The sequence below is a fragment of the Actinomycetospora aurantiaca genome, from assembly GCF_037401875.1.
GTDB classification, from domain to species: domain Bacteria; phylum Actinomycetota; class Actinomycetes; order Mycobacteriales; family Pseudonocardiaceae; genus Actinomycetospora; species Actinomycetospora aurantiaca.
On the sequence record NZ_JBBEGN010000006.1, the window covers coordinates 53,878 to 74,503 of the forward strand.

At 75.7% G+C, this 20,626-nt stretch carries 14 protein-coding genes; 8 read left to right on the plus strand and 6 right to left on the minus strand.

Annotated elements, in window-relative coordinates:
- Positions 1–16: 16 nt before the first annotated feature.
- From WCD74_RS14095 to WCD74_RS14120, 6 genes are all read right to left on the minus strand, one after another.
- Complete coding sequence (locus tag WCD74_RS14095; RefSeq protein ID WP_337695481.1) at positions 17–997, minus strand: hypothetical protein; 981 nt, start codon at positions 995–997, stop codon at positions 17–19.
- Positions 998–1,238: 241 nt separating this feature from the next.
- On the minus strand, positions 1,239–2,942 hold the full coding sequence (locus tag WCD74_RS14100) for a glycine/sarcosine N-methyltransferase (protein ID WP_337695482.1): 1,704 nt from the start codon (positions 2,940–2,942) through the stop codon (positions 1,239–1,241).
- A 239-nt stretch (positions 2,943–3,181) separates the two neighbouring features.
- Positions 3,182–4,435 carry an OmpA family protein gene (locus WCD74_RS14105; protein ID WP_337695483.1) on the minus strand — a complete coding sequence of 418 codons (1,254 nt, stop codon included), beginning with the start codon at positions 4,433–4,435 and terminating at the stop codon, positions 3,182–3,184.
- Positions 4,432–5,478 (minus strand): hypothetical protein, encoded by a 1,047-nt coding sequence (locus WCD74_RS14110; protein WP_337695484.1) that lies wholly within the window; start codon positions 5,476–5,478, stop codon positions 4,432–4,434. Before WCD74_RS14110 ends, WCD74_RS14105 begins: the two co-directional genes overlap by 4 nt.
- On the minus strand, positions 5,475–6,206 hold the full coding sequence (locus WCD74_RS14115; RefSeq protein WP_337695485.1) for a hypothetical protein: 732 nt from the start codon (positions 6,204–6,206) through the stop codon (positions 5,475–5,477). Before WCD74_RS14115 ends, WCD74_RS14110 begins: the two co-directional genes overlap by 4 nt.
- Entirely contained in the window at positions 6,206–7,153 is a 948-nt protein-coding gene (locus WCD74_RS14120; protein WP_337695486.1) for a hypothetical protein, read from the minus strand. Before WCD74_RS14120 ends, WCD74_RS14115 begins: the two co-directional genes overlap by 1 nt.
- A gap of 306 nt (positions 7,154–7,459) precedes the next feature.
- On the opposite strand from WCD74_RS14120, the gene WCD74_RS14125 reads away from it, so the two are divergent.
- From WCD74_RS14125 to WCD74_RS14160, 8 genes are all read left to right on the plus strand, one after another.
- Positions 7,460–8,494 carry a glycosyltransferase gene (locus tag WCD74_RS14125; RefSeq protein ID WP_337695487.1) on the plus strand — a complete coding sequence of 345 codons (1,035 nt, stop codon included), beginning with the start codon at positions 7,460–7,462 and terminating at the stop codon, positions 8,492–8,494.
- Positions 8,491–10,053: a glycosyltransferase family 4 protein gene (locus WCD74_RS14130; protein ID WP_337695488.1), complete on the plus strand. Its 1,563-nt coding sequence runs from the start codon at positions 8,491–8,493 to the stop codon at positions 10,051–10,053. Before WCD74_RS14125 ends, WCD74_RS14130 begins: the two co-directional genes overlap by 4 nt.
- A gap of 35 nt (positions 10,054–10,088) precedes the next feature.
- Positions 10,089–12,854: a glycosyltransferase family 4 protein gene (locus WCD74_RS14135; protein ID WP_337695489.1), complete on the plus strand. Its 2,766-nt coding sequence runs from the start codon at positions 10,089–10,091 to the stop codon at positions 12,852–12,854.
- Positions 12,851–15,088, plus strand: a complete 2,238-nt coding sequence (locus WCD74_RS14140; protein ID WP_337695490.1) for a phospholipid carrier-dependent glycosyltransferase — start codon at positions 12,851–12,853, stop codon at positions 15,086–15,088. The genes WCD74_RS14135 and WCD74_RS14140 overlap by 4 nt, the downstream gene beginning before the upstream one ends.
- A gap of 20 nt (positions 15,089–15,108) precedes the next feature.
- Positions 15,109–16,305 carry an acyltransferase family protein gene (locus tag WCD74_RS14145; protein WP_337695491.1) on the plus strand — a complete coding sequence of 399 codons (1,197 nt, stop codon included), beginning with the start codon at positions 15,109–15,111 and terminating at the stop codon, positions 16,303–16,305.
- A 77-nt stretch (positions 16,306–16,382) separates the two neighbouring features.
- Positions 16,383–17,729 carry a hypothetical protein gene (locus tag WCD74_RS14150; RefSeq protein ID WP_337695492.1) on the plus strand — a complete coding sequence of 449 codons (1,347 nt, stop codon included), beginning with the start codon at positions 16,383–16,385 and terminating at the stop codon, positions 17,727–17,729.
- A 60-nt stretch (positions 17,730–17,789) separates the two neighbouring features.
- Entirely contained in the window at positions 17,790–19,118 is a 1,329-nt protein-coding gene (locus tag WCD74_RS14155; RefSeq protein WP_337695493.1) for a hypothetical protein, read from the plus strand.
- 82 nt (positions 19,119–19,200) lie between these two features.
- Positions 19,201–20,556 carry a hypothetical protein gene (locus tag WCD74_RS14160; RefSeq protein WP_337695494.1) on the plus strand — a complete coding sequence of 452 codons (1,356 nt, stop codon included), beginning with the start codon at positions 19,201–19,203 and terminating at the stop codon, positions 20,554–20,556.
- The last annotated feature ends 70 nt before the right edge of the window (positions 20,557–20,626 follow it).

A 20,626-nucleotide genomic window follows, 5' to 3' on the forward strand; every position in this document is an offset into this window, starting at 1 on the left:
ACATTCGTGGGCGGTATCAGCGGCGTCGGCCCGTCGGCGGCTCGCCGTAGACGACGTCCGGGTCCGGCATCCGTGAGGCGATCTCCAACCCCTTCTCGATCTCGCGGCGGACTCCCCGGGGGTCGGTCCGCCGCTCGCTCGGGCGGGTGCTGACCACGTAGACGTTGCGGTCGAAGAGACGCTGTCGCCGGCGCTTCGTCGCGAGGACCTGCTGGATCGTCGCGAAGTGCTCCTCCACCGAGTCGATCTCCCAGGCGAACCCGACCTTCCGGACGACGGCGTCCGGGACCGCGATCAGGGACAGGTCCTCGGGATCGAGGAGCGGGATGTTCCACTCCGCCGGACCGAGGCCCAGCGAGTCCCAGAACTCGAGGGCGTCGAACTCCGCGGGCGACCGCACTCCCCGTGCGACCGCGCCCAGGACGGCGCGAGGCGCGGCCGTACCTCGTCGGCAACCGGCGTCGAGCTCCTCACGGATCTCGTCCACGAGGAGGAGCCGACGCTGGACCGGCTCGGTGAGGAGTGCCGAGAGGGCGTTCTCGTTCTTGATCCGCCGGACCGTGTCGGTGAGGCACCGCACCAGGGGCGCGACGGCGAGCCCGTCCCGTTGCTGGGGCTCGGGCAGGCGCGACGTCCGCTCGATCACCGCGAACCCGGTACTGCGCACCTGCCGGGACCAGTCCACCAGGACGTGGACCGTGTCGGTCTCCTCGGCCCGGCGCATGCCGTGGAGCCGGAGGCCGCCCGGACCGGTGATCATCGCCCCCTCGCCGGCGTGGAGCAGGGCGGCGATCTGCCGCTGCCGGCGTGTCGGCGGTCCGGTCGTCAGCTTGAGGATGCCCGGCAGCATCGGCAGCCACGGCCCGTCCTCCTGACACCGCCGGTAACTCGTCCGCTGCGGCACCCCGAGCTTCTCGAGCCGGAGGACGGCGATCACGTCGTCGTCGGCCGCCTCCCGGATGGCGGCCATCTCCCGGGCCCAGTCTCCACGTCTCATGCCCCGACGATGCGACGGCGCGGCCCGCCCGGCGATCATCCGGGACGAGGCTGGGGACAGGTCGGGGTCGCGCTGCCACTGGGGACGTCCGGCAGGCGTTCGACGTAGCGATCAGAACGACGAACGGCCCATCCCGCAGGGCTGGATGCGCCTGCGGGACGGGCCGGACTCGTCGTACACGGCACTTCTGTGACGTCCAGTGTCAGCATGGCCGCACTGCTGACAGACGGGGGGAGGTGCCTCAGCGGCGGATCCGGAAGATCCCCCACGCCAGCTGGCCCGACTTCCCGCCGTTGACCCAGTTCCGCAGGCCGGTCTTCATGTTCGAGATGTACTCCTCGGAGATCTTCCCGGCGAACGCCTTCTCCGCCTTCTCGAGCTCCTGGAGCACCCGGCCGTAGTGGGTCGTGAGCTGGTCGGTGTGGTCGGTGAAGGAGCAGTCGTTGAAGCCGTGCTTCGCGAACTCCGCACGGTAGAACCCCGGCGAGCCCAGGGTGTCCAGGTGCAGGCGCGCGAGGATCGGCGTCAGGGCCGAGACGTCCGCGCCGTCGGCGGCCATCGGGTCGGTGAACACGACCTGGCCGTTCGGCACGAGGACGCGCGCGATCTCGGCGACCACGGTGGAGCGCTCGCCGGAGTGCAGGAACGCGTCCTGCGACCAGACGAGGTCGTAGGCGTTGTCTTGGATCGGCATGCTCTCGAACGAGCCGTCGACGACGTCGACGAGGCCCTCGAGTCCCTGCTCGCGGGTCTTCTCCCGGTTCCGCTCGTTCTCGACCTCGGAGAGGTTCAGGCACGTCACCTTGCAGCCGTACTTCTTCGCCAGGTGCCGGGCGGCGCCGCCGTAGCCGGCGCCCATGTCCAGGATCCGCGTCTCGGCGGTGATGCCCGCGGTCTCGGCCATCTGCTCGACGGTGCGCGCGGAGGCCGGCGCGATCGCCTCGTCGGGGGTCGCGTACAGCCCGACGTGGATGTCCTCACCGCCCCACACCTCGTGGTAGAAGGTGTCGGCGTCCGCCGAGTTGTAGTAGTCGCGGGCGGTGTGCACCGCCGTCGAGTACGACTCGGTGAGCTCGTCGTCGGTGCGGTAGGTCTTCTCGGCCACGTGGATCCAGAAGTCGGGGGTGTCCTCGCCGTAGGTGTCCTGGAAGTCGCCGTAGGTGTCGATCTTCTGGAACCCGACCTCGCGCATGAGCCGCCGCACGTAGTCCTTGCGCAGCGGGAACATGTTCAGGTGGTACACGGACCCGTCGTCGTGGAACGTGTACCGGAACCGCGCGAGACCGTCGTCGAGATACTCGGGCTCGGCGGTGACGGTGTCACCGCTGTAGTAGTACTTGTGCTTCGACGAGAATCCGTCGTCGAGGATCGAGTCGTAGTTGCGCTGATCGAGGATCAGCACGCCGTCGTGCGAGAGCATCGCGTAGAACTCGGCCAGGGCCTTGCGGCGGTCACGCTCGGAGAACAGGTGCGTGAACGAGTTGCCCAGGCAGATGATCGCGTCGTACTCGCCGTGCACGTCGCGGTTGAGCCAGCGCCAGTCGGCCTGCACGACGCGCAGCACGTGACCGCGCTCGCGGCCGTTGTGGAAGGCCCGGGCGAGCATCTCGGCGCTGCCGTCGGCCGACACGGTCTCGAATCCGGCCTCGAGCAGCTGCACGGAGTTGAAGCCGGTCCCGGTGGCCACGTCGAGGACCTTCTCGACGCCACGGGCACGGAGCTGGTCGATGAAGAACGACCCCTCGCTCGCGGCCCGTCCCTCCCAGCCAATGTAGTCGTCCCACTTGTCGACGAATCCCTTGATGTACTCGTCCTGGTAGTGGTTCGTGTCGCGCACCTCGTTCGGGTTCTCGCCGAACTCCTGGTGCACCTCCTCGGGGGAGTACGCGGCCTCGGTGTCGAGGCCAGCCGCGGTGTCGGGGCTCCGGTCTGCGGCTGTCGTCATGTAAGTGTCCTCCGGACGTCGTTCGCTGACGCTTCCGGAGAGGAGACGCTAGAGCGGTTCGACCACGATGGACACCGCACCCGGTCACGCTGCGTGTCACGAACGATTCAGTGGACCGATTCGGACGGGGCCGTACTCGTCCGATCAGCCCTGTTGGGAGGGGTCGTACGGCGCGCGACGATCAGGTTGCCGGACCGTGAAGAGATGCCGGTCACTAGCCAAGGCGCCCGGAACGTGCTTCACGCCGTCGGCTCGACGATGACCTTCCGGTTCGTCGACGCCGGCCCGGGCAGCTGCCTCCCGCCGGGCCCGACGTCGTTGACGTAGCCGGGGAACTGGCTGCCGACGCCCGTCGTCGTGATCCGGTCGGCGGCGGCCCCGAGCGAGACCAGCAGTCCCTTCACCGCCTCCGCGCGCCGCGTGGACAGGTCCACCTGCGAGTCGGGGCTGCCCGCCCGGGCGGTGGTGCCGGTCAGCGCCAGCCGCCGGGTCGGGCCCTGCTTCACGAAGTCCGCGAACGGCGCGAGGACGCCCCGCGCGGCGTTCTCGTCGCGGAACTCCGCGGTGTCCGGCCGGAAGCCGACCGACCCGTCGTCGGGAAGGGCCGTGGCCTGACCCGGGGTGATGGTGGGCGGCGGCGGCAGGGCCACCGTCGAGACCGGTGGGACGTCCGAGGGCGCCTCCCCCGACCGGGGCTCGTCGACGACCGCGACGCACGCGGCGCCGCCGGCCTCGGCGATGCCCTTCCACAGCGCGACCAGCGACGCGCGCTGCGAGGTGTCCAGGGGTCCCTGCGGCTCCGCGACGTCGCCGATCCCGGCCAGGATCACGGTGGCGCCGTTCAGCGTCGGCAGGGCGTTCGCGTCGCGCAGCGAGCCGACGACCTCCGCCACCGGCGCGGCCAGCAGGCCCTCGGTGCGGAAGTCCAGCGGGGCGACCGTCGAGAGCCCGGAGTCCACGAGCACGACGGTGCCCGGCCGCGCCCCCTGCACCGACCGGCCCGCGAGGGTCAGCGCCCCGAGCGTGTCCGCCTCCGGGGTCTGGGCCCGCAGCCCGGAGATGGCCTCGCCGAGCCCGGAGAGGAACGCGTTCTGGTCGTCCTGCGCCGCGATCGCGTTCCCGGCGTCGGTCCGGTAGGTGTCGCTGCCCGCGACGGACGGACGGCCGTCCACGTTCACGACGGTGAACTTCGGCTGCACGTCCTGGTCGGAGGCGCCGGAGACGACCGAGATCGCGGCCTGCTGCACCGCGCCCGGCAACCCCGGCTCGGGCTCGTTGGCCCGGCCGCCGACCGCGATCGCCATCGGGCCGACCGGCACGGGGCAGGACAGCGGAGCGCCGCCGCCCCCGCCGGAGGCGAAGCCCCCGGACGAGTCGTCCCCCGAGGAGCACGCCCCGAGCGCCAGGACCGCGGCCAGGCCGAGCGCGACGGCAGGGAGACGGAGCGCAGCGGAGCTCGACCGGATCGTGAGGCGGGGACCCGGACGACTCACGAGTGCTCTCCGTTCGTGGTCGGGGCACGGTGGTGCCCGTTGCTGCCGTTCCGGTGCCCGTTCACGACGGCGGGTGCGGGCGCCCGGTGCGCCGGCGGCGGGTCGTGGCGCACCGGCGGCGGTGCCGCCTCGCGGCCCGGCTCGACCGCCCGCGCCGGGGTGAACAGCGGGTACGGCGCGTTCTCGACGAGGCCGTCGGTGACCGACGGGTTCTGCTTCTTCGACGCGATGAGCGTGCGCGCGTAGTTCTGCAGCTCCACCATCTCGGCGATGACCTGCTGGCGGGCGGCCTTCCACCGGTCGTTCTCGCGGTCGCGCTCGTTCTGCTGCTGGCGCAGCGCCTCCCGGGACCGCTCCAGCTCCGCCCGGCTCGCCCGCTCCGCGGCCGTGGCGTCCTCCAGGCGCCGCTCGGCACGGCGCAGGGCGCCCGCGACCGGGTTGAACGACACGAACGTCGCCACCATCGCGGCGACGCCGCTGGCGAGGAAGAGCGCCCCGAACAGCATCGCGGGCAGCACGGCCGAGGAGTCCAGCGCGGCCGAGGACCCGGAGCCGAACCCCGATCCGCCGCCCGACCCGAAGCCGGATCCCCCGCCCGAGCCGAAGCCCGATCCCGACGACGAGCCGAACGGGTTCGACGAGGTCGACGACGGGGTGAGCAGCCGGGTGACGAACGAGGCCACGCCGAGCACGAGCCACGTCGCGAAGGCGGCCGCGGTGAGCAGCGACGACGCCCGCGGGTCGCCGCAGCGGCGGCGGGCCAGGCCCTGTCCGACGAGGTGGGCGAGGCCGACCGACGCGGCCGCGAAGCCGACGGTGCCGATGACGATCAGGAACGTCGAGCCGCGGAACACCCGGGCGAGGACGACGTAGAACGCGGCGATGTCCCCGCCGATGGCCAGGACGATGATGCCGAGCGCGAGGTAGTCCTCCCGCGACCGGTTCACCAGCATCGTGGAGTCGCGGTAGGAGCCGACGGTGCCCGGTCGGAGGCCCCGGCGCAGGGAGAACCGCGAGCGCGGGGACGACGGGGTGGTGGTCATCGGGTCTCCTGCTCGGTGACGGCGTCGTCGTCGGCGGGGGCCCGGGTGCCCGGGGCGGTGCGCACCCGCAACGGGGACGTGACCGGCTCGGGCTCGTCGGTGCCGGCCCGCCGCACGGTCAGGGCCTGGCGGGCCGCGCGGGGTCCGCGGGCGGCGCTGCGGCGGGGGTCGTCGGCCACGGTCGCGTCGTCCTCGGCGACCCCGGGAGCGACCGCGGGGCTGCGCGGGGACTCCATCAGCCGGTCGCGGGCGTCGGCGTAGTCGCTGCGGGCGACGTCCAGCGCGCGCCGGTCGCGCTCGTGGGTGGCCTCGGCGTCGGCGAGCTGCTGGCGAGCGCCGCCCACCAACCGGTCGATGACCGCGTGGTGGTCCGCGTGCTCGGAGTCGATCCGGGCCAGCCACCCCGACGCCCACGAGGCGATCAGCGGGTCGAGGGCCGCCCCGGTGCCCTCGTCGACGGCGTTCGGGAGGAGGTCGTTGACCAGGCTGCGCACCCGGCCCCGGGCCGCCGCGACGTCCGGGACGGCCTGGTTCGGGTAGGGCATCGGGCCCACCCGGTCCTCGGCGTAGACCTGGGAGAAGCGCTTCTCCTCCGGGCTGCCGGGCGCGCGCAGCCCCGGGCGAGGCGGGGTGTCGGGGGCGCCGGTGACGGCGCCCGCGCGGTGGGTCGCCGCCCGGCCGGTCGCCCCCGCATCGTCGGCCCGCCGGCGGCGCAACCACTGGAACATCAGGACTCCTCGCGCTGGCCGTCGGGCCGGTCGGGTCGGTCGGCGGGGGCGGCGCCCTGCTCGGCCGCGAACACCCAGCCCGGGATCCTCGGGTGCTGGGCGGCCAGCCACGGCCCGATGCGGTCGCCCGCCGGGTGGTGGCGCACCAGGTGGCGCTCGTAGGCCGAGATGCGGCGCATCGCGAGCGCGTGCAGGCGGCGCACCCGGGTCGCGCCGACCACCTCGCGGGCCCGGATCGCGGCGCGCACCCGCGCGAGCTCCTCGCGGGCGGCGCTGCCGGCCTGCTGCAGCCGCGTGATCTCGTCGACCATCGGGCGGCGCAGCGCCTCGTACTCGCGCGCGCGCCGGGCCCGGACGACGTCGTCGGCGGTGCGGGTCTCGCCGCCCCGGCGCAGGCCGAGCTGGCCCTCGTCGAGCAGGGCCGGCCAGGACGCGACGTCGGACCGCGCCCGCTCCCACGCCCGGTCGGTCTCGCCGATGCGCACCACGAGCGCCGCCTCGGTCTCCAGCAACGGCGCGAGCTCGACGTCGAGGCGGAGCCGTTCCCGGTGGCCGCGGGCGAGGAAGTCCTGGGCGAGCTCCTCGATGGTGGGGGTCCCGGACTCCCCGCTGGGCAGCGCGGCCCGCCCGTCGGTGCGCGCCCGCCGCCAGTCGGCGATGCGGTTCGCGACGGTGTACGGCGGCACGGCGCCCACGGAGGCGTCCGCCGCCGGGATGCGCGGGGAGGACGCGGCGGGCGGGGGACCCGCGGCGGGAGTGGCCGGGGCGTCGTGCGGACGGCGGGGCGCGGGCGGGCGCGGGGCGGGCGCCCCGATCACCGGGGTCCCGGCGGCGGGCGTGCCGGGTTCCGGAGCGCGACGGGATCCGGTACCGCTCGGGCCGCCGGTGACGGCGGGGTCGACGCGGCCCGGGCGGCCGCCGCCACCCCCGTCGACCGACCGGGTCATGGGACCTCCTGCTCGCGGCCGCGCGCGGGCCCTGCGCGGGACTCTCGGCGGGCAGTGTAGGTGGCGTCCCCGGACGGCCGAGCCGCGCGTGCCCTCCCGCCCGCGGACCCGGACTCCCGACGCGACCCGGACACGGTCGCCGACACGCCGACGATCACGTCACCCGACGGCGTGAAAGTCGCGCCCCGTCGACACGGCTCGATGCGGTGGTCCGTGGCCCTCGACCTGCGGCGTTTCTCCGTACTGCTCTGTATGGTCGCGAGGCGAAAGGGTTAATCATTGCTCTGAACGGTCGATTCTAGGGGCGTGCAGAACGTGATGGACGGCTCAGGGGACGCCCTGTCCCCGCACCCGGCGCTGCGTGGAGCGGCCGACCTCCGCCCCGCCGACCTGATGGAGACGGTACGGAGTACCGAGCTGGTGGACGTCGTCGACGACGCGGTCGTCGCGGCGGTGGCGCGGGAGGTCTCGCGCGCCACCGGGGAGCTCACCGGCCGGACCGACGTGTCCACCGCCGAGGCGGGCGCGCGCACCCCGGTCGACCTCGAGGTGATCATCCCGGCCTACAACGAGTCCGGCCGGCTCCCCGCGACGCTCGCGGCCATGACCGCGTTCCTGTCCGAGCAGCCGTGGACCTCGCGCATCGTCGTGGTGGACAACGGCAGCGTCGACGACACCGCCGCGGGGGTCCTGCACGTCACCGGCCGCGCGTGCAACGTCGCCACCGGCTGGTGCGTGGAGGCGGTGGCGATCGGCTGCTCGCAGGCGGGCAAGGGCGCTGCGGTCATCCGCGGCCTGCGGACCAGCCGGTCGCGGGTGGTCGGGTTCACCGACGCCGACCTGTCCACCCCGCTGGAGACCTTCCTGCCGGTGATGGGGGCGCTCGACCACGGCGCGGCCGCCGCGATCGCCTCCCGGCACGCACCGGGCGCCTCGATCGCGACGAAGCAGCCGCTCGGCCGGCGGCTCGGCGGCAACGCGTTCCGGATGCTGTCGCGCCCGCTGCTGCCCGGCATCCACGACACCCAGTGCGGCTTCAAGTTCTTCGACCGCGAGGCGGTGCAGAGCGCGCTGTGGAAGTGCCGCTCCACCGGCTTCGCGTTCGACGTCGAGCTGCTGCGCCACATCCGCGACGACGGCGGCCACATCGAGGAGGTGCCGGTCACCTGGACCGACACCACCGGCTCGACGCTGCGTCCGGTCCGCGACGGCCTGGCCGCGTTCACCGCGGTCGCGAAGCTGCACCGCGAGCTCAGCCGCGGCAGCGGCCCCGCCCTGCCCGGCCGCACCACCTCCCCGGCCACCGCGAACGACACCGCCACCATCGGGAGCGCCCCGTGACGACGACCCTGCCCCGGCCCGAGGAGACCCTGCCCCCGGTCCGCCTGATCCCGGTCCTCGGGCGCGCGACCGCGCAGCTCGCGGGCTGCCGCATCCTCGTGCTGAACTGGCGCGACGTCCGGCACTCGCAGGCAGGCGGCGCCGAGGCCTACGCCCACGAGATCTCGAAGCGTTGGGTCGCCGCGGGCGTGCACGTCACGTGGCTGACCGCGCGCGACGCCGGGCAGAGCGCCCGCGACGAGATCGACGGCATCGAGATCCGCCGCGCCGGCGGCACCATGGGCGTCTACCTGCGCACCGCCGCGCGCCTGCTCCGCGGCGGTCGGCGCTACGACGCCGTCGTGGACTGCCAGAACGGCATCCCGTTCTTCTCCCCGGTCTTCACCCGCAACGCCGTGCCGGTGGTCCAGGTCGTGCACCACGTCCACCAGGACCAGTTCTCGACGAGGTTCTCCGCCGGCGGGGCCCTCGTCGGCCGGCTGCTCGAGGGGCGCGTCGCGAAGCGCGTCTACCAGGGCAAGCGCACCGTCGCGGTCTCCGCGTCGACCCGCCAGGAACTGCGGCGGCGGCTGCGCTTCGACGGCCCGATCGACGTGGTGCCGAACGGCATGAACACCGCGATCTCGTCCGGCGTGCGCCGCCGGGCGGAGCGGCCGACCATCGTACTGACCAGTCGTCTCGTGCCGCACAAGCGGGTGGACCTGCTGCTGCACGCGGTGTCGGCGGCGCTCCCGGACATCCCGGACCTGCAGGTCGAGATCATCGGCGACGGCCCGGACCTGACGGCCCTGCGCCGGATGGCGGTCGAGCTCGGACTCGGCCGCGTCGTGCGCTTCCACGGCCGCCTCCCCGACGCCGAGCGCGACGCGCTGATGGAGTCCGCCTGGCTGACCACCTCCACCTCCGACGGCGAGGGCTGGGGCCTGGTCGTGCTCGAGGGCGCCGCGGCCGGCGTCCCGTGTCTCGCGATCCGCACGACCGGCATCCGCGACTCCGTCCTCGACGGCGTCACCGGGTGGCTCGTCGACGGCATCGACGATTTCGCGGCCGCCCTCCCGCGGACGATGGCCGAGCTCGCCGACCCCACCCGCGCGAACGACGTCGCCGAGGCCTGCCGCACCTGGGCGGGCTGCTTCTCCTGGGAGCGCTCGGCAGAGCTGCTCGCCGGGTCCGTGCTCTCCGAGATGCGCGCGTTCCACCGCACCCAGACCGACTCGAACCTCCCGCCCGCGGACCGGTCGGCGCTGCACCGCGCCGCCACCCGCCGCCGGGCCCGGTCGGACATGACGGTGCTCGCCCGGTTCACCCACGACGAGCCGACCGAGGCCGCCGCCACCCTGCGCCTGACCGACGAGGTCTCGATCTGCCTGGGCCGCAACCAGGTCCTCGCCCTGCTGCGCGGGTGCGACGAGGTGGACGCGCTCGGCGTCGTCGGGCGGCTGGGGGCCAAGGACCCGCACGTCCGCCTGGCCAGCCGACCCGAACTGCTCGGGGGACCGGCCATCGTCGGCATCACCTCGGGCGAGACCCTGCCCTCGGACGTCGTCCCGGCGCGATGAGGAGACGGAGCGCAGCGGAGCTCGACCCGGGGGAGATGACCGCGGCCCGGGAACGGGGCGGTCCCCGGCACGCGGCTCCGGACACCGGGCCCCTCGAGGTCGGCACCGCCGCGCTGCTCGCCACCGAGGGGGCACCGCCTCCCCCACCCACGTCCGGGAGTCGCGCCACCGGCGGGACCGCGACGATGCTCTCGGCCTCCGGCGGGCTCGTCGGGCTGCTGAGCTACGCGGTCACGCTGGTGATGGCCCACCTGCTCGACGCCGCCGCGTACACCGCGTTCGCCGCGGCCGTGGCGGTCGTCGGGACGGCCGGGGTGGCCTCGGCGGCCCTCATCCCGTTCCCGCTGGCGCACGTGGTGCGGGCCCACCCGGCCGGCGACCCCGAGCGGCGCGCCGCGACCGCCTTCGCGGTCGGGGTGTCGGTCCTGGTCGGGCTCGTCGCCGCCGTCGTGCTCGGGCTCGTCGTCGGGCCCGTGTCGGACGTGCCGACCGCGCTCGCCGCGGCGGTGTCGGGGCTGGCCCTGTTCGCGGTCGCCCCGATCTGGGGGTTCCTGCAGGGCGAGGACCGCTTCGGGCGCTACGCGGCCCTCACCGTCGGCGAGGTCGCGGTGCGGCTCGTCGCGTCGGTCGCGGCCGTCGTCGTGGGCGCCGGGGCGTGGGGCGCGGTCGGCGGGTTCGCGATCGGTGCGATCGCGATCCTCGCCGTGTCGATGACGCCGTCCACCGGCCCGTTCCGGGGCCTGTCGGTCGGTGCGGTCCGGCGCGCCCTCGCCGACCGCGCCCGGTGGGCGGAGACCGGCGGCGTGGCCGTGACCCAGGCCGTGTTGTCGGCCCTCGCCGCCGCGGACGCCGTCGTCGTGGCCCTCGCCGTCGCCGACTCGACCGCCGCGGCCGGCTACCAGGCCGTGTCGACGCTGGCCAAGGCGCCGGTGTACGTCGCGGTCGGCACGGCCCTGGTCAGCTTCCCGGTGCTGCGCGTCGCGCACGGGCGGGACCGGGAACTGCGCCTGCGCGAGGCCCTCGTCTCGTTCGTCCGACTGGTCGTCCCCGCGGCCGCGGTCGTCGCGACCGTGCCCGTGGCCCTCGTCGGGATCGTGCTGCCCGGGCGCTACCTGCCGTCGGTGGCCCTGCTGCCCGTCCTGGCGGTGCTCGGCGTCGGCCTGGGCGCGACGACGGTGCTCGCGAGCCTGCTCCTGGCCGTCCGGGCCCGCCGCGCGCTGGCCGTCTCGCTGACGATCGCCGTCGCCGCCCTGGCCGCCGGGCTCGCCCTCGGCGCCGCCGGCACGCTCGCCGGGCTCCCGCTCGTGCCCGACGACCCCGCCGGGCCGCTGGCCGCCGGCGCCGCGGCGGGCGCGCTGGTCGGCGCCGTCGCCGTGGTGGTGTGCGGGGCCGCCCACCGGCCCCGACGCGTCGCCCCCGACCCGGGCCTGGGCCGGGCGGCCGCGGTCGGCGTGCTGTACGCGGTCGTGGTGACGCTCGTCCTCGGCCTCACCCGACCGTCCGTCGCCCTGTGGCTGGTCGCCGTGGTGGTGCTCGGCGCCGGGCTGGTCGCCCTGCCGGTGCTCGGCCGTCGGGTCGCCCCGGGGCCGGACGCCGCGCTCGCGCCGCCCGACCGGGAGCGCGGCGGGCTGCACGTGCTCCACCTCGCCTTCGAGGACCCGGCGATGCCGGGGTCCGGCGGCGGCGCGCTGCGCACCGCCGAGATCGACCGCCGCCTCGCCGCCGCCGGGCACCACGTCACCGTCCTCACGGGGCGGTACCCCGGGGCGGAGGACCGCGTCGAGCGGCACGGCGCGGGCACGGTGCACTGGGTGCACCCGCACGTCGGGCGCGGCCGGACCCGGCTGACCCGCCTCGTGGCCTACATGGCGGCCGCGTTCCTCACCGCGCGGCGGGCCGGGCGCCCGCACCCCGGCGACGACGCGGGCCCGGGGCCGGTCGACCTCGTCGTCGAGGACTTCTTCGCCCCGATCTCGTCCATGGCGATCCCGCGGTGGACGCGGCGCCCCGTCGTCGGGGTGGTGCAGTGGCTCAACGCGCGGGAGAAGGCCGAGCAGTACCACGTGCCGGTGCACTGGGTGGAGCGCCTCGCGGTGCGCACGCACCGCCGGATCGTCGCGGTCTCGCACGGCGTCGGCGCCGCCACGCAGGCGCTCGCGCCCCGCGCCGAGGTCGCGGTCATCGGCAACGGCGTCGACCCGGTGGCCTTCACCGTGCCGCCGGCCCCGGTCGCCGAGCGGCGCGACGTGGTGTTCGTCGGGCGGATCGAGATCGCGCAGAAGGGCCTCGACCTGCTGCTCGAGTCCTGGGCGGCCGCGGCCGGGAGGATCGGGGGCTGCCTGCTGCTCGCGGGGACCGGCCCGGACGAGGAGGTGCTGCGCGGGCGGGCCCGCGAGCTCGGGATCGCCGACCGGGTGCGCTTCCTCGGGTGGGTCGCCGGGAAGGACAAGGCCGAGCTGGTCGCCCGCGCGCGGGTCGCGGCCGTGCCGTCGCGGTTCGAGACCTTCGGGATCGTGGCCGTCGAGGCGCTCGCCGTCGGGACCCCGGTCGTCGCCTACGACATCGACTGCCTGCGCGAGGTCGTGCCGGCCGAGGGCGGCGTCCTGGTCGGGACGCGCGACGGGTTCGACGCCGCCGCCTACGCCGAGGCGCTCGTCGAGCTGTGGCACGACGAGCCGCGCCGCGCCGTCACCGCCCGCCGCGGCCCGGAGCTGGCCCGCATCCACGACTGGGACGCGCTGGCCGCGACCCAGGACACCTTCTACCGGCGGGTGGCCGCGGAGGGCCGGGGAGGCGCGTGACCGGCAGCTCCCCCCTCGTCCCGCTGGACCGCGTGCCGTGGCGGGTCCGGACGGCGGGTCCCGACGGCCGGTGGGACCCGCCCGGCACCGCCGCCCTCCGCACGGACGGCGGCCTGCTGACGCGGCCGCCCGCGCCGGCCCGATCGGCCCACCGCCCCGACCCGCGCGGCCGGCACGGGCACCGCGCCCGCGAGAGCTACCGCGTCGAGGACTCCCGGACCGACGGCGTGCCGTCGTCGGGGGGCCGCCACGCCGCGGGCGACCCGGGGGACGGTCCGCCCGGCGAGCGCCCGCCGTCGGACGACGACGACCGGACCCCGCGCCGGGGCCGGCACCGCGCCTCGGGGGCGCACCGCCGCGCCGGGGACGCCCCGCCGGCCGCGTTCGCGCCGCCGCGGCACCGGCGCCGGCGGCTGCCCGCGGGCGCCGCCCCGCCGCTCGGCCGGCTCCTCGTCACCGCGCCCGGCCCGCAGCGGCACCGGCCCGGCGGCATCGCCGGGATCGAGTGGCGGGTCCGCGACCTGCTCGCGGTGCTGGGCACCTTCCTGCTGCTGCACCGCCCGACGGCGGGGCTGGTCCGCCGGTTCTCCCGCGAGCCGGGGGCCCCGCTGACCGCGGTGCTCTACCGCGACCGGCCGTTCGGCGGCGCGCTGCCCGGGCGCCGGCCGAGCGTGGTGTTCCTCGGCGCCTCGCTCGTCCTCGTGGCGGCGGCCGTGGTGCTGCGCGGTCTGCACCAGCACACCGCGTACGAGCTGTTCATGGACGAGGTCCAGTACGCCGACGTCGCGAACTCGTTCGTCGAGGGCAACGGGCCGCAGCTGTTCGACGCGCCGTTCTTCCTGCACCCGCCGCTGGCGTTCCTGTACTTCAGCCGGTTCATCGCCGCGGCGCAGACGAGCATGACCGTCGAGTTCGTCCTCTCGCTGCGCCCGGCCGTCCTGCTCTTCGCGGCCGCCAACACCGCGCTCGTCGTCGCCTGCGCCCGCCGGGTCACGCCGCGGTGGGCGGCCCTGGTCGCGGGGGCGTTCTACGCGCTGGACCCGTTCGTCATCCGCTTCGACACCCGCCTCATGCTCGAGGCGCCGATGCTCTTCGGGGTCCTCGCCGGGCTGCTGTGCCTGCTGCTCGCGGCCGAGTCGCCCACCGGCCGTCGCCGGTGGGTGCTGCTCGTGGCGGGCGGCCTGCTGTGGGGCCTGGCGATCACGACGAAGACCAACGCCGGGCTGATCACCGGGCTGCCGCTGCTGATCATGATGGTCTGCTCGTGGGGCCTGCGCCGCCGCGAGGCGGTCACGGTGTTCGGCTGCGAGATCGGCTTCTACCTCTGCTACGTGACGTGGACGCTCGCCACGGGCCGGTTCCTCGGGTGGGCCGACCAGACCCTCGGCGGCGTGGTCCGCGCGATCGGGCTGGTCAAGGAGACCGGCTTCCACTCCGCGAAGGCGCCGTCGTTCACCAGCCGCATCGCCGCGAACCTCACGCTCACGGGGACGTCGTACGTCCTCATCGGTGCGGCGTCGATCTTCGCGGCGTGGTTCGTGCTGATGTCCTGGCGGTCGCTGCGGGTGCGCGGCGCGCCGGGCGAGCGGTTCGCCGACCCCCGCGACCTCGGCGGCCGGGAGCGCACGCCGGGGGAGGGCGCCCTCGGGCTGATGGCCTGCTGGATCGCCGGGGTGCTGGGCGCGATCGGCTACACCGCGGGGCTCGGTGAGCTCGAGGAGCAGACGTTCTACCTGCTCGCGGTGCCGCTCTCGGTCGTGACCGGCCTGCTCGTGACGCGGGTGGTCCGCGCGCGGCGGTGGGTCGCGGTGGCGGCCTCGCTCGCGGTCGTGCTCGTGCTCGCGGGGTCCGCGGCGATCTGGTGGAGCATCCGGTCGCAGACCGACGACACGTACAGCCGCTTCTCGGCCTGGCTGTTCGCCACGGTCGACCCGAAGACCACGCACATCGCGCTCGGCGACCACACCGCGCAGTTCGTCATGCCCGGCTACGGCGTCTTCCCGCTGCGTGACGCGCAGGACCCGCGGGCGTCGAACTCGCGCTACGGCGTCGTCTCCACCCAGCTCTCCGAGCTCGGACTCGCCGACCTGACCCCGGAGACGATCGCGGAGTTCGACCGGCGCTACCCGGTGGTCTTCGTCGCGCACGGCCGCACGGCCGGCGACCTCAAGGTCTACGACTTCAGCCGGCCGCTCGACGGCTCGGCCCCGATCGGTGTCGGCCCCCAGGGCTAGGAACAAGGCTAGGAACCACGATGACTGAGCAACCCCGCCCCGCCGCGCCGACCGGGCTCATCCCGAGCCTGGTCGGCATCCGCGGCTACCTCGCGCTGATCGTCGTGGTGGTCCACCTCGCGCCCTTCGCGGTCGCCCTGGTGCCGGCGACCGAGGCCTTCTTCCTGCCCTTCTGGCACCACGGCTACGTGGTCCTGGACCTGTTCTTCGTGCTCTCGGGCTTCGTGATCAGCTCCGGGTACGCGCGGACGTTCGCGCGGTGGCCCGGGTGGCCGACCTTCGGGAAGTTCCTGTGGGCGCGGCTGTCGCGCTTCTACCCGGTGCACCTCGCGGTCCTCGCGGTGATGGTGGCCGCGGTGCTCGGGTCGCGGGCCGTCGGCCGCGAGATCCCGCACGGCGGCGACCTCACGTGGGACCTGCTGCGGCAGGTCACGCTGACCTCCGGCTGGGGCGGCGCGGACGCCCTGACGTGGAACGGCCCGGTGTGGTCGCTGTCCGCGGAGTGGGCCTGCTACCTCGTGCTGCCGGTGCTCCTGCCGCTGGTGCAGCGCCTGCGCACCCCCACCGCGGCCGTGCTCGGGTACGTCGTCGCCTGCGCGATCCCGCTGGTCTGCTACTCGTTCCTCGGGTTCGACGACGGGACGATCACCTACGGGATGCCCCTGCCCCGGGCCTTCGGGGCGTTCCTGGCCGGGTGCGCGCTCTACCAGCTCGCCGCCGTGGGCTCCCGCATCCCGCAGTGGCTGGGGCGGGTCACCGGGCCCGTCGTCGCGGTCGCGGTGCTCGCGATCGTCGTCGCCGCCTCGCTCGGGTACCCGAGCATGCTCGCGCTGCCCGTCGTCGGGCTGGTCGTGCCGGCCCTGGCCCAGCGCCACGGCCTGGTGGACCGCTTCCTGTCCACCCGCGTCTCGCTGCTCGGCGGGGAGTACAGCGTCGCGCTGTTCCTGGTGCACGTGCCGTGGATCCTCGCGGCCTCCCTCGTCGTGAACCCCCGCACCTTCCCGGGACCGGCCTGGGGCGTCGTCGGGATCCTCCTGCTCGTCGCGGGCGCCTTCGTCCTCGCGTGGCTGGCCTACGTCGTGGTGGAGCGCCCCGCGCAGCGGTGGATGCGCCGCCTCGTCCGGCGGGCCCCGGCGGCCCCGGCCCGGCCCATCGAGGAGCGGGTGGAGGAGCGGGTCGAGGCGGCCCCGAACGGCCGAACCGACACCTCTCCGTGATACGAAGAGGGCTGTAGTACCTCCGATCGAGTGACAGGCTGGGTGCCCCTCGCCCGGCCCTCGCGATCGGAGCCCCCGTGGCCCCTCACGTCCGCCCAATGCCCGGCGCGGTCGTCGCCGTCGTCCTCGGGGTCGTCGTCGCGCTGGCGGTCTCGACGGCCCTTCCGACCGGTCGGGCCCAGGCCGCCGCGGGGCCGGCGTGGGGCGTCGTGGCGTCCTCCTGCACCGCGGCCTCGGTCGCCGCCAACCGCGCCGTCGGACTCACCGTCGTCGAGGTCGAGGCGTACTGGGACCGCTACATGCCCGCGCGGGCGGGTGCGGTCGACGCCGGCTACGTCGCCGACCTCCGGGCCCGCGTCACCCGCTGCCTCGACGCCGGTCTGCGCGTCGTGCTCGGGCCGGGCATGCAGTACCCGCCCGCGTGGGTGCGGGCGCTGCCCGGCGCGGCGCTGGTCGACCAGCGGGGTCGCACGGCGGCCACCGGCGCGCTCGACACGGTCTTCTCCGCCGCCGTGCGGTCCGCGCAGGCGGACTACCTGAAGCGGCTGCTCACGGACCTGCCCGCGGCGCGGATCGAGGCGGTGCGGCTCGGGACGAGCACCGAGGGCGAGATCGGCTACCCCGGGCCGAACGCGGCGCACGACGGATTCCTGCAGAGCTGGTGGGCCTTCTCGCCCGCCGCGCAGCAGGGGACCGGGCTCGCCGCCGGCGCCGTGCGGACGCCGATGCCGGGCTGGGTCCCCGGACAGCGGACCTGGCAGGGCCGTCCCGTCACCGCGGCCGCGGCCCGGGCCTGGTTCGGGTGGTACTCCCGGTCGCTGACCTCCGCGATCAAGGGCCAGTACGACGCCCTGCGGGCCGCCCGCTTCACCGGCCAGGTCCACCTGCCGGCCCCTGGCCGGGGCGTGCTGCCGGCCGACCTGACGGCCGCCGCGAACGCGCTGCTGAACGGCACCGGCGACCGCGACGGGTCCCTCGGGCGGGGGTTGGACTACGTCGACCAGTTCCCCGTGCTGGCGCGCAGCGTCCCGAGGCTCGTCGTCGACCTCAGCGGGGTCGACGACGCGTCCGCCGTGCTCGCCCGGCGGCAGTCCCCGGCCCAGGACGCGTGCCGGTCCACCGACCCGGCGGCGAGCGTCGCCGCGGGCACCCCGGTGCACCTGTGGTCGAACCTGCGCTTCGCCCGCGCGCAGGCGACCCGGGCCGGCCTGCCCGCGGTGGGCGAGAACCCCGGACCGCCCGCGGCCCAGACCGGGGGCACCCCGGACTCCGACACCCTCGCCGAGCAGGTGCGCCGCGCGCCCGGCTACGCCCGCAGCTGCGGGCTGTCCGCCCTGCTGGTCGCGTTCGAGTGGGCGCTGGACGACCCGCGGTGGGGCGTGACCCGCGACGACTACCGCCGGGCCGTCCTGGGCGGGCCCTGATCGGGCGGTTTCCGGCGGCCTTCCCGACGACGGGGGCGTCCGGTCGGCCACGCTGGCCCGGTGAGGGCCGGTGCGGGGCGACGAGCGCCGGCCCGCGCGTTCGTCGTCGTGCTCGCCCTCGTCTCGTCGTGCGGCGCGGCGCCCGTCTCACCGGACGCGCCCGTCCCGCGGGCGGACCCCGCGTGGGGCGTCGTCGACTCGACGTGCGCCCCGGACCGGCTCGCCGCCCGCGTCCCCGGCGTCGACGTGGCCGTGGTGGAGGCGCACTGGGACCGCCTGGAGCCCACGCCCGGCGTGACGGACGCCGGCTACGCGGCCGCGCTGCGGGAGACGGTCGGGCGCTGCGCCGCCGCCGGGGTCCGGGTGGTCCTCGGCAGCGGGCTGCAGTACCCGCCGGACTGGGTGCGGGCGCTGCCGGGCGCCCTGGTGCTCGACCAGGCCGGACGGTCCCCGACGACCGGCGCCGTCGACACGGTCTTCTCGGCCGCCGTCGCCGCCGCGGCCGACGACCACCTGCGCCGGCTCGTGGGCGCCGTCGGGGTCGAGGACCTCGTCGGGGTGCGCGTCGGGACCTCCACCGCGGGCGAGCTCGGCCACCCCGGCCCGGAGGCGTCCGGCGCGGCGTTCGACAGCTGGTGGGCGTTCGGGGACGCCCCGCAGCACGGGATCGGCCTCGCCCCCGGCCAGGTGCCCGCCCCGTTGCCGGACTGGATCCCCGGGCAACGGACGTGGCAGGGCCGGGCGGTGACGCCGGACGACGCGCGGGCGTGGTTCGCCTGGTACTCCGGGGCGCTGGTCCGCGCGGTCGCCGGCCGCGCCGCCGCCCTCCGGTCCGCCGGCTACGGCGGACCGGTCCACGTCCCCGCCGCCGGGCGCGGCGTGCTGCCCCGCGACCTGGACGCGGCGGTCGCGGTGGTGCTGGACACCGCGGTGCGGGACGGGGCGTTGCGCCGCGGCCTGGACTACGTGGGCGACCTCGGGACGCTGGCGGCCACCGTGCCCGGCGCGGTCGTGGACGTCACCGGGCTCGACGACGCGACCGCGGTGCGCGCCCGGCGCCTCGACCCGCCGCAGGACCGGTGCACCCCGGGCGACGCGGAGGCGCTGGTGTCCGGGGACGCCGCCCTCGACGACTGGCCGAACCAGCGCGTCACCGTGGCGGCCGCGGCGCGGGCGGGGCTGCCGACGGCCGGGGAGAACCCCGGACCGCCCGGGCCCACGACCGGCGGGGACCCGGACTCCGACAGCGAGGCCGACCAGGTCCGGTACGCCGTGGACTACGCCCGCGGGTGCGGGCTGTCGGCCTTCCTGCTCGCCTTCGAGGACGACCTGTACACCGGCCGCAGCGGCATCACCCCGGAGGACTACCGGGCGGCGATCGGGCGCTGAGCACTGCGCCGAGTGCGTGGAATCGCTGAGCCATCCGGACGGTCGGGCCGCGAACCTGTGCCATCCGGGGCCGGACGACGCGATGTCAGGGATCGTGCTCACCCTCCTGCGTCACTCCCGTTCCCGGGCCGCCCTCGTGGTCCTGGCCCTCGTCCCCCTCCTGCTGCTCGCCCACCGCGCCCCGGCGGCCCACGCCGCGTCCGGGCCCGCGTGGGGCGTGCTGGCCTCTGGCTGCACCGCCGCCGACATCGCGGCCAACCGCGCCGCCGGCATCGGCCTCGTCGAGGTCGAGGCCTACTGGGACCGGTGGCTCCCCACCTCCGCCACCGCCGAGAACACCGACTACGTCGACGACCTCGCCGCCCGCGTCACCGCCTGCCTGGATGCCGGGATGCGGGTCGTGCTGGGGACCGGCACGCAGTACCCGCCGTCGTGGGTGCGCGGTCTGCCCGGCGCGACGCTGGTGGACCAGCGGGGGAACAGCCCGGCGACCGGCGCGGTCGACACGGTCTTCTCCGCCGCGGTGAGGGGCGCGCAGGACGACTACCTCCGCCGCATCGTCGCGGCCCTGCCGGTGTCCCGGCTCGACGGCATCCGCGTCGGCACGAGCACCGCGGGCGAGATCGGCTTCCCGGGGCCGAACGAGTCCGGCACCGGCTTCCTGCAGAGCTTCTGGGCCTTCGGGGCGGACGCGCAGCAGGGCACCGGTCTCGCGGCCGGGATGCCGCGGTCCCCGATGCCGGGCTGGATCCCCGGGACGCGGACGTGGAACGGGACGGCCGTCACCGCGGCCGCCGCACAGAACTGGTTCCTCTGGTACGAGCGCTCGCTGATGTACGCGGTCAAGGGGCAGGCCGACACCCTGCGCGGGGCGGGCTACGGCGGCGCCGTGCACGTCCCGGCGCCCGGCAAGGGCGTGCTGCCCGCGGACCTGACGGCGGCGACGAACGCCCTGCTGAACGGCACCGGCGACCGCGACGGCTCGCTGGGCCGCGGCCTGTACTACGTCGACCAGTTCCCGGTGCTGGCCGGGAACGTCGCGAGCACCGTCGTCGTGGACCTGACCGGCGTCGACGACGCCACCGCCGTGACCGCGCGGCGCCTGAGCCCCGCCCAGGACATGTGCCGGGCCGACGACGCGAGCACCAGCACCCGTCCCTCGACGCCCGTCGCGACGTGGTCGAACCTCCGGTTCGCCCGCGCCCAGGCCGCCCGGGCCGGCCTGGCCGCCGTCGGGGAGAACCCCGGCCCGCCCGCCGCGCAGACCGGGGGCACGGCCGACTCCGACTCCGAGGCCGAGCAGATCCGCCGCAGCCCCGGCTACGCCCGCGGGTGCGCGCTGGCCGCGTTCTTCCTGGCGTTCGAGGACGTGCTCGACGACCCGTCGTCGGGATCGGACCGGCAGGACTACGTCGACGCCGTCACCGGGGCGAGCTGACCCCGTGTCCCGGCCGCGGTGCACGCGATCCGGTGGTGCTCCGCCGGACCGCGCGCGGTCCCCCGGACGA